The organism is Oceanihabitans sediminis, from assembly GCF_003337215.1.
GTDB classification, from domain to species: Bacteria; Bacteroidota; Bacteroidia; order Flavobacteriales; family Flavobacteriaceae; genus Oceanihabitans; species Oceanihabitans sediminis.
Map to the genome: position 1 here is coordinate 58,964 of NZ_QPIG01000003.1, position 14,986 is coordinate 73,949.

Here is a 14,986-nt window from a genome sequence, read left to right on the forward strand (position 1 = left end):
TTGTCTAATTGCTATATTTAAATAAAAACAAAAAATGAAACATATTGTCGTATTAACGGGAGCAGGTATAAGTGCCGAAAGCGGAATAAAAACCTTTAGAGATGCTGATGGCTTATGGGAAGGGCACGATGTTATGGAAGTTGCTTCTCCAGAAGGATTCCGAGATAACCCTGATTTAGTTTTAGATTTTTATAATAAACGTAGAAGACAACTTTTAGAAGTTCAACCTAACAAAGCACATTTCGATTTAGCAGAATTAGAAAAAGACTATAAGGTTACTATCATCACTCAAAATGTGGATGATTTACATGAAAGAGCTGGAAGCACTAAAGTGATACATTTACACGGAGAATTATTAAAAGTACGAAGCACCAAAAACGAAGCAGATATTCAAGAATGGAAAAAAGACTTGGTACTTGGAAATGTGGATGCTAATGGAAACCAATTACGACCACATATTGTTTGGTTTGGCGAAGATGTTCCAATGATAGAAAAAGCTGTTTCTGTTTGTGAAACTGCAGATATATTAATCATTATTGGTACTAGCATGCAAGTATATCCTGCTGCTGGCTTGATGCATTATGTTCCTGAAAATACCCAAACCTATTTTATAGACCCTAATCCTGCTGTATCAAGTAATCAGAACCTAACAGTCATTTCCAAAGCTGCTACCATTGGAGTAAAGGAAGCAATAAATCTTCTAGATTAAACACTTTTTTATATGCATAAACAAAGGAAGAAAATTAAAAAACCTTGGCCTACCAAAGCCGCGATGAAACAAGTCTATGCCATGAAGCTTTGGGGTGGTAATCATGCGGATTTTTATTCTGGAGAAGGATCGCATCTCCCGGAAATAGTAAATCCGTATATAGAAGCCATAAGTTCTTTTTTAACTTCTTTTGAAACCCCACTAACAGTGTGTGATTTAGGTTGTGGCGACTTTAATATTGGCAGTAAATTAGTAGATCACACACAAAAATATATTGCTGTAGATATTGTTAGTGATCTTATTGAGCGCAATAAAGAAAAGTTTAAAAATGAGCGTTTAGAATTTCATTGTTTAGATATAGCTGTAGATGATTTACCTGCTGCAGACAGTGTAATAATAAGACAGGTTTTACAACACCTTTCTAATGCTGAAATACAACAAATCATAAAAAAGCTAACTGCTTACAAATACATCCTCTTAACAGAACATCTTCCTGAAGGAGATTTTATACCGAATAAAGATATCATCTCTGGGCAAGGAATAAGGCTAAAACAAAAAAGCGGACTAAACTTATTAGCGGCGCCCTTTCATTTTAAAGTAGCCGAATCAAAAGAATTACTTTCCATTAAACTAAAAAACAACAAAGGAATTATCTTGACAACCTTATACAAAGTATTCTAATTATTTATTCTTCTCCTCAATCCATTTACTCATAAACTTAGTACTCTGTAAAGTATGATGCTGAAGCATTTGCCCCATAAAATTATTTTGTCGGTGAAAAGTTAAATCATCCATCAGAGCTGCAACTGTAGTTATAAATTCTTTTTGTATTTCTGTTTTATTAAAACGCTTATTTAGAATCTGAAAGCCATTCTCCTGCTTTTCATTCCAAAGTATTGCATCTTGATAAAGCGATACAGTATGATCTGCAAACTCTTGAGGATCATCTGCTACAAACCCATTTACAGCTAATTCGCCATACATACCCTCTGCTCCAACTGTGGTGCTTACACAAGGTGTTCCGTTTTGCATAGCTTCAACAAGTTTTCCTTTTAAACCTGCACCAAATTGTATTGCAGCTAAACAAACTTTAGACTGTTGCATCACTAGATTAGCATCTTCCGCAAAACCTTTCACTATAAAACCTTCCTTTTTATTGTGTAATTGAGTGACTTTTTGAGAAGCATAAGCTCCGTAAATATGTATTTCGGCTTTTGGTAACTGCTTTTTAATTAAAGGCCAAATAGTTTCCTTTAAGTATAAAACTGAATTATAATTAGGGGCATGTAAAAAGTTCCCTATAGTTATAAAGTGATTTCTTTCTTCAAACTTTGGAAGTGATTGTATAGCTTCCGTTGAAACCGCATCAAGCATAAATGGTACATAACACAAAAGGGATGCATCTACTTTAAATCGGTTTTGTAAAATTTGCATTTCAGCTTCAGAAATAATCAAAGTAAGATCACATCTGTAAATGCTAGCAATTTCTCGTTTTGCTACTTCGTTAAACAAATAAGCATCGGTAAAAGGCTTATTATCTTTAAAAGCTTGATGCCTGCCTTTCCTTAAAAAATGTAAATCTTCGGTATCAAGAATTCGTAAAGCATTCGGACAAACCTCAGCAACACGCCAACCAAATTGTTCTTCCATCATAAACCTATCAAACAAAACAACATCTGGTTGAAGTGCTTGGATAAAAGCATCAAAACTAGCATTATTAAGTTCTATAGAAACCTGCTCTACTCCTATGGAGTTTAGGTCAAAGGCTTTTTCGCTTGTAGCACTGGGACTAGCAAAAGTGATTTCGTAATTTTGATTTTTAAAAACCGAAATTAATTGCATCATCCTACTTCCTGCTGCAGAACTTTTAGGTTCTGGCCATACGTAACCTATTATTAGTAATTTTTTATTCATAGCTAAAAACACATCTTCTCACAGAATCACTTCCTATAAAATCTGCAGAAGAACAAATACTATATAATTATTTTTATAGTATCTATTTTTATTAAATTTAGACTTTAAAAGTAAGAAAAGCATTTGACTACAACACAACTCTACCAAGAATTAAAAAACGTAAATCACTCCCGAGAAAAGCGATTATATTACGCTAACTTACTGATTAAAAACCCGAATCTGATACCGAAAACACTAGAAATTCTTTTTATGGTAGACGATAAAATTTCCCCTCGTGCTGCTTGGGTTTTTGAGTTTATGTGTAAAGAAAACCTAGAAGCATCTTTGACCTACCTAGATTATTTTACAGAAAACATGCATAAAGTACACCAAGATTCTGCTGTTCGCCCGGTTGCAAAGGTTTGTGAATATTTAATTACTGCCTATTATGCAAAAACAGCAAACAGAGTACAATCGGAATTACTTCCGAAGCATCGTGAAAAAATCATAGAACTTTGTTTTGATTATATGATTAATGATGAAAAAATCGCACCCAAAGCATACTCCATGAACTGCTTATATTTACTAGGGAAAGACTATGAATGGATTCACCCTGAATTACTACTTATTTTAGAAAGAGATTTCCAAATGCAAAGCTCCGGATTTAAAGCAAGAGCTAGACATATTATTAAAAAGATAAATTCGAAAAAATCGTAATTCTAAATTCGTAAATAGTGTAGCAAAAAGCTATCTTTGTTTTTTTAGCAAAAACAACACACACTATGCCATTAAACACACTAAATGCCATCTCTCCTATTGATGGAAGATACAGGAATAAAGTAGACGAGTTAGGTAATTATTTTTCGGAAGAAGCACTTATTAAATATCGTGTTTTAGTAGAAATAGAATATTTTATTGCTCTTTGCGAAATTCCATTACCTCAGTTAGAATCTGTAAACAAATCCGTTTTTGAAGATTTAAGAAACATCTACAAAAACTTTTCAACAGAAGATGCTTTAGCCATTAAAGACATTGAAAAAGTAACCAATCATGACGTAAAAGCGGTTGAATACTTTATAAAAGAAAAATTCGACAAGCTTGGTCTTAATGATTATAAAGAGTTTATCCACTTCGGATTAACTTCTCAAGATATAAACAATACAGCTATTCCTTTAAGTATCAAGGAAGCTATGAACGATGTTTATGTACCAGAATACTTAGTACTTCTTAATAGATTAAAAGAATTAGTAAAAGATTGGTCGCATGTTTCTATGCTTGCAAGAACTCACGGGCAACCAGCTTCTCCTACTCGATTAGGAAAAGAAATCGAAGTTTTTGTAGTTCGTTTACAAGAGCAATTTAATTTATTAAACGATGTACCAAGCGCTGCGAAATTTGGTGGAGCAACAGGAAACTTTAATGCACACAAAGTAGCTTACCCAAATGTAGATTGGAAAGCTTTTGGAAGCTCTTTTGTTCAAGAAAAGTTAGGCTTACACCACTCGTTCCCAACTACACAAATTGAGCACTATGACCACATGGCTGCTTTATTTGATGCTTTAAAAAGAATAAATACCATTATCATAGATTTAGACAGAGATATCTGGACCTATGTGTCTATGGATTATTTCAAGCAAAAAATTAAAGCTGGAGAAGTTGGAAGTAGCGCAATGCCACATAAAGTAAACCCTATTGATTTTGAAAACTCTGAAGGGAACTTAGGTATTGCAAATGCCATTTTTGAACATTTATCTGCAAAATTACCAATTTCTAGATTGCAACGTGACTTAACAGATAGTACGGTTTTACGTAATGTAGGTGTTCCTTTTGGGCACACTTTAATAGCTTTTAAAAGCACTTTAAAAGGCTTAAATAAGTTATTATTGAATGAAGATAAGTTTGCCGAAGATTTAGAAAACAACTGGGCTGTTGTAGCAGAGGCAATTCAAACGATATTGCGTAGAGAAGCATATCCAAATCCGTATGAAGCCTTAAAAGGTTTAACAAGAACAAACGAAAAGATTACTGAGAAATCTATTTCTAGTTTTATTGATACTTTAGAAGTTTCAAATGAAATTAAAGAAGAATTAAAAGCTATTTCTCCTAGCAACTATACAGGAATTTAAAAACATTAAAAATGCTTACAGATAAACAGTCCTTATTACTTTGCGGAGCCATTTTTTCTGCATTTGTTATTTTTGGAATACTAGATGTTTTAAGCAACTATTTTCTGTCTAGCCTTCTTATTATAGGTTTTTTATTAGTTATAGTAAATTTAATTATAACAAAAAAAACTCCGGAAGAGGAAGATATAGAAGAATCGTTTTCTTCTAAAGATGTATAAAATAAAAAAAGGCTTACTAAATTTAGTAAGCCTTTTTTTATACAAACAATATATATTATTTAAAAAAGTTAGTTATTGCCTGTAACTGTTTGGTATCTACTTTACCTTTATTCATAGATTCTGCAAACTTAACTAGTTTTGCCGGACTCATTTTATCTCCTAAAACGCGTAATACGCCAAAACCATATTCTTTAGAACTTCCAAAGATTATAAATTCATCTGCAACATCATCCTCTCCAACATATTTCAGTTCTAGTTTAGATCCAAACATATTAAAATCCCCAAGGTCAATATATTTTTCGTCTTTTAAAATAGAAGCAACTTTTGCCTTTTCTGTTTCGTAGGTTTTTGTATTCGTTTCATCTAATTTAAAACCTATAAAATTTAACTTCTTAATAGTATTATAAGCTTCTTTTTCTTCTTCGGTTAAATTAGCATTTTCAAAACTTACAACACTAGTTGGAATATCTACTGTTGTAAAATTTGCAACTTCTTGTTTATCTACAAAATAAGTTTGTAGGGTTTCTTTATTGCTGCAACTTACTAGCATGCTTATTGCTAGCAAGCTGAACAATACTTTTTTGATGGATGCGTACATATTATTTCTTTTTGTCTTTTAAATGTTCTCCTCCTGGAATATTCATTTTCTTGGTAAGCTTTGAAATCTGATTCAAGTTGATATCTCCGGTTAAAGAAACAACTACTGTTTCGAATTTGCGTTTTTCACCATTTATAGAAACATTTGAACCTTTCATCTGGTTACTTATTCCATTTACAAAAATTAAAAGTTCTTGAACGTGATCTGTATCTTTTCCTTCTTTCACATAGAATTTAATTACAGAACCATCATCTTTAACTTCCATTAACTCTTCTAAACTACTCGCTTTGGAAGTCACCCATGCAGCAATATCTGAAGAGATTCCTCCTTTTTCAGTAATTATAGTTTTTAAACTAGTTATACTGTTTACCATTTCAAGATACTCTTGGGCTTCTGGATCATCAGAATCGATATCTATTTTAGCCAACATTTGAAACATTTTTGGTTTAATGTTTACATAAGTTACATCTGGGTTGTCGCTATATTTTGCAAATATATCTTGTGCCGTAGATGTTAAAGGCATCATTAATAAAGCAATTAAGACTAAAATCACATTCTTTTTCATATTGTTTGGTTTTATATTTATTAGTGTTTTCATGTTTTCTATTTTTTAAAAATTAGACTTGTTGTATTTTCTACTTCGTTTAAATAATTAATGCTTGAAGCTCCTTGATTAAAGTGTGTAGAAATCAGTTCTAATGATTTTTTTACTTCTAGAAAAGCTAATTCCGGATCTTCATGCGTACCTAAATCTCCTTGTGCTGTTAAGGGAGATTGTAAATAAAGACCTAGCATTAATACCGCTACTGCTGCCATAGAAATCCATGCAAAAAAATGATTCTTACTAGAATTTAAAGAAACCTCTTTAGTAAAAGTTTCTTTTTGACTAGCGGCAAAGTATACAAACATTGGTTTATACATCTCTAAATGCAGAGCTACAGTTTCTTGTTTAAAATATTCTTTTAACTGCTGCTCTTCCTTTAGTGAAGTTTCCCCGTTGTTATACTTTTCTATTAATTGTTCTATATTATTTAATACCATAATTGTGTGTATTTGTTAATTCTTGCCTTATCGTTTTTCTTGCTCTAGACAAGGTAACTCGTACTGCTGTTTCATTCATATCAAGCATCTTGCCAATCTCTTCAAACGTATACTGCTCAATATCTCGCAGCTGAATAACTAGCTTTTGTTTTTCGGGTAAATCTTCTATAATTTTAGCAACCCAACCTACACTATCCTCTAGTTCTAACTGTTTCTGTAAAGACACATTATTGTCTTTATAATTACTATGTATCAGTTTTAAATTCTGAGCGTGTTTCGATTTTAATTTATCAAAACAAAAATTCTTGGTCATAGTCATTGAAAATGCTTCTACATTTCTATACTCCTGCATTTTCTTTTTGTTTTTCCATAATTTCAACAAAACCTCTTGAGTTGCATCTTCTGCTTCTTCTTTAGACACCAATAATCTTTTTGCTAAGCGAAAAACCTTGTCTTTAAAAGGCATTACGGTTTGTAAAAACTCTAATTGTGTCATTTTTTGGTTTTTGATTTTAAAAGCCACTTGGTAAAGGCGGTTTCTATTAAGACGATGAAGTCTATATTTTGTTACAATTTATTTTTAGTTGAAGATATAATAAGTATTTTTATTCCAAAGAAATAGAAATATTAATCAATATGAACAACCTAAAAACCTTCGTCCTACTGCTTTTAACTACAACTTTATTTACTTCTTGTTTTGAAGATTTAGACGATAATCAAGCATCTAATATAAGTATTAATGATTTTGTATATAGAGGAATGAATATACATTATTTATACAGAGATAGTGTTCCTGATTTGGCTGTGGATAGATTTTCTAATGATGGAGAGTTTAGAAATTATTTAGAATCCTATGCTGCCCCGGAAGATTTATTTGAAAGCCTAATATACAATAGACAAACTGTTGACAGATTCAGTTGGATTACCGATGATTATATAGCTTTAGAACAGGCTTTTTCTGGGGTTACTAAAAGAACAGGTTTAGAATTTGATTTTTATTACCAACCAGGAAGTTCTTCAAATGTTTTTGGAATTATAAGATTGGTTTTAGAAAATACTCCGGCAGCTACTAATAATTTACAGCGCGGACAAATATTTAATATGGTAAATGGAACTCCTTTAACCGCCAGTAATTATAGAGATTTATTAAGTGACGATAGCTATACATTACATTTTGCTACGTATAACGATAACGGAACGCCAAACGATATCAGCGATGATAGCATAGAATCAACCACCGAAACTTCTACACTAACAAAAGTACCTTATACTGAAAATCCGGTATATAAAACCGAAATCCTACAAGTGAATAACCAAAACATTGGCTACCTGATGTATAATGGTTTTACTGCAGATTTCAACACACACTTAAATAATGCTTTTGCTGAATTTCGAACAAGTAACATTCAAAATCTAGTCTTAGATTTACGTTATAATCCGGGAGGTTCTGTAAATACAGCAACTCTTTTAGGAAGTATGATCACGGGGCAGTTTAATGGAGAAATCTTTGCGAAACTAAAATACAATAGCTTCTTAGAAAACAACAATTCTGAATATAGATTTGTAAGTTCTTTTAACGGAAACAATATAAACAGCCTGAATTTACAAAAAGTATATATTCTAACTACTGGTACTTCGGCTTCTGCGAGTGAAATGGTTATTAATAGTTTAAATGCATATGCTCCACAAATAGAAGTAGTACATATAGGACAAAAAACTACTGGAAAATCTCAAGCATCTATTACTATTTATGACTCCCCTGATTTTGGTCGTAGCGGAGCGTATCCGTATCACACCTACGCGATGCAACCTTTAGTTGCTAAAACTGTAAATAAGTTAGATGTAAGCGTGCCTTCTAGTGGCTTGACTCCAACAATATCTTTAAAAGAAAACCCTGCTAACTATGGTGTTTTAGGAGATGTAAACGAGCCATTGCTTGCTGCTGCCCTTCAGCATATTACCGAAAACGGTAGAGTTGCTTTTCCAGAGCCAAATAATTTCCAAAGATTAAAAAGAGATATGAATCATAATGCTTTTGAAAAAGGAATGTATTTAGACTAACGTTTCATCGTATAAAAAAAGGGCAATCTTTCATTTAAGATTGCCCTTTTTTATTTCCTTTAAAAGGTAGTTCACCTTATAAGAAAAAGTCATTATTAATTAAAGTAAATTTTTGAGGCGCCAATTCCAGCACTAAAAGAATGTGTTTCTGTTGCTGAAGGTAAATCGTAAACTACTACTTCACTTTGAGAAGAAAAACTAGCATCTGCTACAAATAATCTATCTCCCTTTACTGCCATACCATAAGTATAAGCGGTAGTTAAATCTATCGTAGAAGTAGTTGGTAAAGCAGTATCGGTATCTGCCATAGTATAAATTTTATTTTCAGAAGTTTGGAAGTATAGTGTACCGTTAGCATAGTCCATTAAGTTAGGATGAACACCCATTTCAAATTCGAAATTAGAAATAACAGTATTGTTATTAACATCAATTTTAGCAATAGCTCCTAAGGTTTCTGTACCTGTCCATGCTTCTTTACCAGAAGACAACACCACTAACTCACCTGCATTATTAATGATCATTTCATCAGGATTATCATTTACTGTAATTGTATCAACTATATTAGAATTAGCATCAATTATAGATACAATATTATTTGTACCCCATCCCCCTTTATGAGAAACAAAAACTTTATCTCCATTAGCTAAAACTTGCTCAGGTCCTTCACCTACTGGAATAGTATTTTCTACTGTATTTGATGATAGATCAAGTACTGCAACAAAATCATCTGTTCCGTCTGCTGAATCTCCCCAGTTAGACACATAAGCCTTTCCGTTTAAGAATGAAATATAACGCGGTGTTTGAAGTCCTGTAGTGATAGTTCCTACTTTTTCAAAAGTATTTCTGTTTACAATAGTAATAGTATGGTTAGTATCTGTAATAATATAAGCTAAATCATTATGGAAGCCTACAGACTGTAAATAAACTCCTAAATCTTCATTGTTAACATTAAAATAAATATTGTTTTCGCTAGATGATAAATCTTCAGAAATAAAAGAAATAGAAGATGGTCCTCCTTCAGAACTTACTATAATTCCATTTTCATAAGCTCCTTTAGGAATTACAACTTCTTCGTAAAAAGTATCATCATCGCTAGAACATGAAAATGTTAAAATTAAAAGTGCCAATAATGGTAAAAAAATGTTTTTCATTGTGATTTGTTTTAAAATTTATAGTGTATTTGAATATTAAAATTTCTATTTGGCATAGGTCTAAAAGCTACGTTTTGGTATGCTTTATCAAACAAGTTATTTACTTTTGCTGCTATGCTTAATTGTTGCTGGGGCTTTTCTAAAATGCGATACTCTAAACCAATATTTGAAACATCATATGATGGTAAAGAAGAAAAGCGATCTTTAATATTGTCTTCCGTAGTAAATACATCTCCGTTAAAGGCATACTGAAAAAACATGGACATCTTTTTAAAAGAATATGCTAAAGAAACATTTGCCTTATGAAAAGGAACATACATAAGTTGCTTTTTAGTAGTGCTATTTTCTGAAACGGTATACGAATAATGCCCATTAAGTTTAAAGTAATGCGAGTTAAACTGATACTCAGATTGCAACTCTACCTCAGCACCATAACTCTCTGAAGCAGCTATATTCCTAGGCGTCCAAACCCCTTTATTAGGAGTCCAAACAATTAAATCTTCTGTTGTTATATAGTAAGCGTTTAATTTTAATTGAACGAAACCAAAGTCCGCCTTTTGCCCTAAATCTATTTGGTAAGAAGACTCCGGAATAAGGTCTAAGTTACCTCCTGGCTGCCAATATAAATCGTTAAAAGTTGGAACACGATAATTTCTAGATCCGTTTAACTGAATACTATAATGTTTAGAAACTTCATATTCTGTATCTACTGAAATAACTAAAGGACTTTCAAAGGAAGATGTGAAATCTTTTCGCAAATTCACACCATAACTAAATGCTTTAGTCAGTCTATGATTTAATAATGCTGTAGCGGAAACATTTGATCTACTTGGGGAACCAAAACTAGTACCCTCGGCGGTATACTTAGTATAATCAACACTTGTTTTTAACTGTATAGATTCGGTAAAACGAAAATTAAATGTAGGTTTTACAATCAATGTATTTACTTTTCCATAGGAATAGTTTTCTGTTGTTTGCGTTCCGAAATATTTAAAATTCTCCTGCAAATGCGCTACTTTCACTTGGTAGTTAAAGTTTTTTGCTAAATGCGACCACTCTAATAAACTGCGGTGATTTCTATCTTTATAATGACTTTGAGATGGTGTAGAGATGGTTCCTGATAAGTTTCTATCCCCAACAAAACTTTGGTGGTATAATTTTATAACGTCATTATCTGTAACGAAATAACCAAGATTTAAATTGACATCTACATTATTATAGGCGCCGTTTACATTCTTTTTAGAAGTTCCTAAATACGGATAATCATTTTCTGAATCTACATAAGCAATTCCTAGAATAACAGACCACCTATCACCTCCATAAGAACTAGAGATGCTTCCGTTTTTAGTATCATAGCTACCATAACCTACACGAACGTTAGTATCAAAATGCGAAGTAAACTGTAGATTGTTATTTAAGTGAATACTTCCTCCAATAGCTCCACTTCCGTATTGTACACTTCCGCCACCACTTCTAATTGCAATATCGCTGTAGTTGCTTGTGCTTATTGTATTAAAATCGGCTTGACCGTTTAACTGAGAGTTTATAGGTATTCCATTCCAAATTACTGCAGTTTGCGAAGCGTTAGTCCCTCTAAATGAAGGAGAGGAAACCATTCCGTAACCGTTTTCCTTAAAATAAATATTAGAATTAAAAGCAAGTAAGCTAGTTAGTGAGCGTCCGTTGGTTTTTAAAACAGAGTCTTTTAAAACTTCAATTTTATACCCTGGTGCGTATTGTTTTAGCTTCACATCACTTAATACAACCTCATCCAATTTTTGGATAGAATCTATTGGTGTTTGCGCATTACCGCTAACACATACACTCAATAATAAGAATAGAAAAAATATCTGCTTCATAAATCCTTAAAACTTTTCTCCCGAAAGTCATTTTAGATGCTGAAAATGGCAGGTCTCCTGGCTTTCGTCTTACTATTTGTCTTCCCAGAAAAAATTTCCAGTGACTTGAAGTGTAATAGCAAGCATTCACAAAAGTGAACTAAGATTACAGTTGCGGGAGCAGCTTCCGATTATAACGGAATTCCCTTTTAATCGTTACAGACAAACCAAAACTCTTTTGATATTGTTCTATAGCGAACCAAAATTCGCTGCAAAAGTAATCATTTTAGTTTATGTTATAACAAAAGATTAATTAATATTACTTTTGAAATCTAAAATCTAAAGCATTGAAAAAAATATTATTCTTCCTATTGGCATGTATTGCCTTTGGATCTTGCAAAAACGAAACTAAAAACAATCCTTCCCTATCGGTTTCAGAAAGCACCGTTATTGCAAACTCGCATGCAAAAGGTTTCAGCATTACACACTACGATAACTATAAGGTTCTTACAATAAATAACCCGTGGCCAAATAGTACCCAAAACTATACATACGCTTTGGTTTCTAAAGAAATGGCTCCTAAAATCACTTTAAACAAAGAGGAGTTTGATGGCATCGTTACCATTCCTATAGAAAAGGTTGTTGTAACTTCTACTACGCACATTCCGTCGTTAGAACTTTTAAATGTTGAAGAAACCCTAGTAGGGTTCCCAGGAACAAATTATATTTCTTCCGAAAAAACTAGAGCTAGAATAAGCAATGGGGAAGTTAGAGAATTAGGTAAAAATGAAGGAATAAACACCGAAGTTTTACTTGACACAAAACCAGAATTAGTGGTAGGCTTTGGTATTGATGGGAATAATAAAACTTTTGAAACCATTAAAAAAGCTGGAATTCCAGTAATTTACAACGGAGATTGGATTGAAGAGTCTCCTTTAGCAAAAGCCGAATGGATTAAATTTTTCGGAGTTCTTTTTAATAAAGAAAACGAAGCAAATACAATATTTAATACAATAGAGAAAGATTATTTAGAAGCTAAAAAAATAGCCTCGGAAGTAAAAACTCAACCTAGTGTTTTAAGTGGTGCTATGCATAAAGATGTTTGGTATTTACCTAACGGAACAAGTCCAGAAGCACAATTATTAAAAGACGCTAATGTAAATTATTTATGGAGTGAAACTACCGGAAGCGGAAGTTTAGCTTTAAGCTTCGAATCGGTTTTTGAAAAAGCAAAAACAGCCGATTTATGGTTAAGCCCTTCTTATTATAGTAGTTTAGAAGCCCTTGAAAAAGCAAATAGTCATTACACAAAATTTGATGCCTTTAAAAACAAAAAAGTTTACTCTTTTGCAAAAACAACAGGAGATACCGGCGGTGTAATATATTACGAATTAGGAACTACAAGACCAGATCTAGTATTAAAGGATCTTATAAAAATTTGTCATCCAGAATTTTTACAAGATTATACGCCTCATTTTTTTAAAGTTTTAGAATAAGTGCCAAAGCTAACTACATATAGAAACGCTTTTATAGTATTAATACTTGTATTAATACTATGCTTCTTTGCTAATATAAGCTTAGGTTCTGTTTCTATTCCTTTTAAAACTATCTTGGAAAGTTTAATTGGTAGCACCGATAATTATATCATCCAAAACTATAGATTACCCAAAGCCTTTACGGCTATTTTAGTAGGTTCTGGTTTAGGTATTTCCGGACTTTTAATGCAAACACTTTTTAGAAATCCGCTTGCAGGGCCTTTTGTTTTAGGTATTACTTCTGGAGCTAGTTTGGGTGTGGCTTTAATTATTTTAGGTGCGGGAGTTTTTGGAGGAACACTTGCCGGTTTATTAGTTTCTAAATGGAGTATTGTAATAGCTGCAAGTTTAGGTAGTTTCTTAGTGCTTTTAGCCGTACTAATTGTTTCTTCAAGAGTGCGAGATACCATGGCTATTTTAATCATCGGGCTGATGTTTGGTAGTATTACTTCGGCTGTAGTAAGTGTCCTCTCTTATTTTTCTTCCGCAGAACAATTACAACAATATATTTTTTGGGGATTTGGAAGTTTAGGGAATTTATCCTGGAAGGAACTTGGGATCTTTTTTATAATCTACTTAATCGGATTACTACTAAGTATTATTTCTATAAAAGGATTAAATACGCTTTTACTTGGTGAAAATTATGCAAAAAGCTTAGGTTTAAACTTAAAACAAAGTCGATTTATCATCATCATTGCAACTAGTTTATTGGCAGGAACAATTACAGCTTTTGCTGGACCAATAGCTTTTATAGGTTTGGCTATACCGCATATTACCAGACAGGTTTTTAATACTGCAAATCATAAGGTTTTACTTCCAGCTGTATTTTTATTCGGAGCAATTATAATGCTTATTTGCGATAGCATTGCACAGTTACCAACAAGCGATTATACCTTGCCAATTAATGCCATTACATCCTTGATTGGAGCACCAGTTGTTATTTGGTTATTAGTAAGAAAACGTAAAATGATTTTTTAATGGAAAACAAAAACCAACATATCATTTTAGAAACTAAAAACCTTTCCGTTGGTTATAAAACCAAAAAGGAGGAAAAACTAATTGCTTCCAATATTAATATTGCCTTACAAAAAGGGCAGTTAATAGGTCTTGTTGGAGCTAACGGAATAGGGAAATCTACGCTACTAAGAAGCTTAACACAGGTACAAGCTAAATTATCCGGTGAAATTCTTTTAAACGATAAACCATTAGCATCTTATTCTAATTTAGAATTGGCAAAATCTATGAGCTTGGTTTTAACCGAAAAAGTTGCTTCTAAAAATTTATCGGTTTTCGAATTAATTGCTCTTGGAAGACAACCATATACCAACTGGGTAGGAACCCTTTCCGAAGAAGATATTGCTGTAATAAACAAAGCTATTGCACATACAAATATTGAAGAATTAAAAAACAAAAAGTGCTTTGAGCTTAGTGATGGTCAGCTTCAAAAAGTAATGATTACACGTGCTTTGGCACAAGACACCGACTTAATTATTCTAGATGAACCAACTACACATCTAGACATGTATCATAAAGCATATATTCTAAAACTGCTTCAAAAACTGGTAAAAGAAACTGGTAAGACCATTTTGTTTTCATCTCACGAAATAGATTTGGCAATTCAGCTATGCGATTCTATGATTGTTATGAATAAAAAAGAAGTTGTTTCAGACTCCCCATGTAAACTGATTTCTAAAGGAGTTTTCAATAACTTATTTCCTGAAGACTTAATTACTTTTGATGTAAATACAGGTAGTTTTAGAGTGAAAAAGTAATGTTTTTCAATATTAAACAGTATATTTATTACTGATAACAAACA

At 32.4% G+C, this 14,986-nt stretch carries 16 protein-coding genes and 1 riboswitch; of the genes, 9 read left to right on the forward strand and 7 right to left on the reverse strand.

Translation table 11 applies throughout. The features are described 5' to 3' along the window. The first annotated feature begins 34 nt into the window (after nucleotides 1-34). Nucleotides 35-709: an SIR2 family NAD-dependent protein deacylase gene (locus DU428_RS08655; RefSeq protein ID WP_072352168.1), complete on the forward strand. Its 675-nt coding sequence runs from the start codon at nucleotides 35-37 to the stop codon at nucleotides 707-709. Nucleotides 710-721: 12 nt separating this feature from the next. After that, on the forward strand, nucleotides 722-1,390 hold the full coding sequence (locus DU428_RS08660; RefSeq protein ID WP_113966543.1) for a class I SAM-dependent methyltransferase: 669 nt from the start codon (nucleotides 722-724) through the stop codon (nucleotides 1,388-1,390). Here the strand turns inward: DU428_RS08660 and DU428_RS08665 are convergent, their stop codons facing one another. Next, complete coding sequence (locus DU428_RS08665) at nucleotides 1,391-2,623, reverse strand: glycosyltransferase family 4 protein (RefSeq protein WP_072352166.1); 1,233 nt, start codon at nucleotides 2,621-2,623, stop codon at nucleotides 1,391-1,393. It lies immediately after the preceding gene. Between the two features lie 123 nt (nucleotides 2,624-2,746). On the opposite strand from DU428_RS08665, the gene DU428_RS08670 reads away from it, so the two are divergent. The 3 genes from DU428_RS08670 to DU428_RS08680 all read left to right on the forward strand — a co-directional run bounded on the left by DU428_RS08670 (nucleotide 2,747) and on the right by DU428_RS08680 (nucleotide 4,946). Beyond that, a complete protein-coding gene (locus tag DU428_RS08670; RefSeq protein WP_072352165.1) occupies nucleotides 2,747-3,319 on the forward strand; it encodes an adenylosuccinate lyase in 573 nt (190 codons plus the stop codon). Between the two features lie 65 nt (nucleotides 3,320-3,384). Continuing rightward, nucleotides 3,385-4,728: an adenylosuccinate lyase gene (gene purB / locus DU428_RS08675; protein ID WP_113966542.1), complete on the forward strand. Its 1,344-nt coding sequence runs from the start codon at nucleotides 3,385-3,387 to the stop codon at nucleotides 4,726-4,728. A gap of 11 nt (nucleotides 4,729-4,739) precedes the next feature. Beyond that, nucleotides 4,740-4,946 carry a hypothetical protein gene (locus tag DU428_RS08680; protein ID WP_113966541.1) on the forward strand — a complete coding sequence of 69 codons (207 nt, stop codon included), beginning with the start codon at nucleotides 4,740-4,742 and terminating at the stop codon, nucleotides 4,944-4,946. A gap of 55 nt (nucleotides 4,947-5,001) precedes the next feature. On the opposite strand, the gene DU428_RS08685 is transcribed toward DU428_RS08680, so the two are convergent. From DU428_RS08685 to DU428_RS08700, 4 genes are read right to left on the reverse strand one after another with little or no spacing between them, the layout of a single operon-like run. Further along, entirely contained in the window at nucleotides 5,002-5,544 is a 543-nt protein-coding gene (locus DU428_RS08685) for a DUF4252 domain-containing protein (RefSeq protein WP_113966540.1), read from the reverse strand. 1 nt (nucleotide 5,545) lies between these two features. After that, the gene (locus DU428_RS08690) at nucleotides 5,546-6,142 is read right to left on the reverse strand and encodes a DUF4252 domain-containing protein (RefSeq protein WP_243633478.1); all 597 of its coding nucleotides are present in this window, start codon (nucleotides 6,140-6,142) and stop codon (nucleotides 5,546-5,548) included. A 5-nt stretch (nucleotides 6,143-6,147) separates the two neighbouring features. Continuing rightward, nucleotides 6,148-6,585 (reverse strand): hypothetical protein, encoded by a 438-nt coding sequence (locus DU428_RS08695; RefSeq protein ID WP_072352161.1) that lies wholly within the window; start codon nucleotides 6,583-6,585, stop codon nucleotides 6,148-6,150. Then, a complete protein-coding gene (locus DU428_RS08700; RefSeq protein WP_072352160.1) occupies nucleotides 6,572-7,081 on the reverse strand; it encodes an RNA polymerase sigma factor in 510 nt (169 codons plus the stop codon). The genes DU428_RS08695 and DU428_RS08700 overlap by 14 nt, the downstream gene beginning before the upstream one ends. A gap of 140 nt (nucleotides 7,082-7,221) precedes the next feature. On the opposite strand from DU428_RS08700, the gene DU428_RS08705 reads away from it, so the two are divergent. Next, nucleotides 7,222-8,646: a S41 family peptidase gene (locus DU428_RS08705; protein ID WP_072352159.1), complete on the forward strand. Its 1,425-nt coding sequence runs from the start codon at nucleotides 7,222-7,224 to the stop codon at nucleotides 8,644-8,646. Nucleotides 8,647-8,741: 95 nt separating this feature from the next. Here the strand turns inward: DU428_RS08705 and DU428_RS08710 are convergent, their stop codons facing one another. Both DU428_RS08710 and DU428_RS08715 read right to left on the reverse strand, forming a co-directional pair. Beyond that, a complete protein-coding gene (locus DU428_RS08710; protein WP_072352158.1) occupies nucleotides 8,742-9,797 on the reverse strand; it encodes a YncE family protein in 1,056 nt (351 codons plus the stop codon). Between the two features lie 11 nt (nucleotides 9,798-9,808). Next, the gene (locus DU428_RS08715; RefSeq protein WP_113966539.1) at nucleotides 9,809-11,656 is read right to left on the reverse strand and encodes a TonB-dependent receptor plug domain-containing protein; all 1,848 of its coding nucleotides are present in this window, start codon (nucleotides 11,654-11,656) and stop codon (nucleotides 9,809-9,811) included. 30 nt (nucleotides 11,657-11,686) lie between these two features. Beyond that, nucleotides 11,687-11,888, reverse strand: a riboswitch (cobalamin riboswitch). A gap of 94 nt (nucleotides 11,889-11,982) precedes the next feature. On the opposite strand from DU428_RS08715, the gene DU428_RS08720 reads away from it, so the two are divergent. The 3 genes from DU428_RS08720 to DU428_RS08730 are packed head-to-tail and all read left to right on the forward strand — an operon-like array spanning nucleotide 11,983 to nucleotide 14,942. Next, complete coding sequence (locus tag DU428_RS08720) at nucleotides 11,983-13,131, forward strand: ABC transporter substrate-binding protein (protein WP_113966538.1); 1,149 nt, start codon at nucleotides 11,983-11,985, stop codon at nucleotides 13,129-13,131. Next, nucleotides 13,132-14,148 carry a FecCD family ABC transporter permease gene (locus tag DU428_RS08725; RefSeq protein WP_113966537.1) on the forward strand — a complete coding sequence of 339 codons (1,017 nt, stop codon included), beginning with the start codon at nucleotides 13,132-13,134 and terminating at the stop codon, nucleotides 14,146-14,148. It begins immediately after the preceding gene. Beyond that, a complete protein-coding gene (locus DU428_RS08730; protein ID WP_072352154.1) occupies nucleotides 14,148-14,942 on the forward strand; it encodes an ABC transporter ATP-binding protein in 795 nt (264 codons plus the stop codon). The genes DU428_RS08725 and DU428_RS08730 overlap by 1 nt, the downstream gene beginning before the upstream one ends. Nucleotides 14,943-14,986: the final 44 nt, after the last annotated feature.

Bases quoted from the DNA above. Each gene is read 5' to 3' on its own strand.
- DU428_RS08655 (WP_072352168.1), top strand. From the start codon at position 35: ATGAAACATATTGTCGTATTAACGGGAGCAGGTATAAGTGCCGAAAGC.
- DU428_RS08660 (WP_113966543.1), top strand. From the start codon at position 722: ATGCATAAACAAAGGAAGAAAATTAAAAAACCTTGGCCTACCAAAGCC.
- DU428_RS08665 (WP_072352166.1), bottom strand. From the start codon at position 2,623: ATGAATAAAAAATTACTAATAATAGGTTACGTATGGCCAGAACCTAAA.
- purB (WP_113966542.1), top strand. From the start codon at position 3,385: ATGCCATTAAACACACTAAATGCCATCTCTCCTATTGATGGAAGATAC.
- DU428_RS08680 (WP_113966541.1), top strand. From the start codon at position 4,740: ATGCTTACAGATAAACAGTCCTTATTACTTTGCGGAGCCATTTTTTCT.
- DU428_RS08685 (WP_113966540.1), bottom strand. From the start codon at position 5,544: ATGTACGCATCCATCAAAAAAGTATTGTTCAGCTTGCTAGCAATAAGC.
- DU428_RS08690 (WP_243633478.1), bottom strand. From the start codon at position 6,142: ATGAAAACACTAATAAATATAAAACCAAACAATATGAAAAAGAATGTG.
- DU428_RS08695 (WP_072352161.1), bottom strand. From the start codon at position 6,585: ATGGTATTAAATAATATAGAACAATTAATAGAAAAGTATAACAACGGG.
- DU428_RS08700 (WP_072352160.1), bottom strand. From the start codon at position 7,081: ATGACACAATTAGAGTTTTTACAAACCGTAATGCCTTTTAAAGACAAG.
- DU428_RS08705 (WP_072352159.1), top strand. From the start codon at position 7,222: ATGAACAACCTAAAAACCTTCGTCCTACTGCTTTTAACTACAACTTTA.
- DU428_RS08710 (WP_072352158.1), bottom strand. From the start codon at position 9,797: ATGAAAAACATTTTTTTACCATTATTGGCACTTTTAATTTTAACATTT.
- DU428_RS08715 (WP_113966539.1), bottom strand. From the start codon at position 11,656: ATGAAGCAGATATTTTTTCTATTCTTATTATTGAGTGTATGTGTTAGC.
- DU428_RS08730 (WP_072352154.1), top strand. From the start codon at position 14,148: ATGGAAAACAAAAACCAACATATCATTTTAGAAACTAAAAACCTTTCC.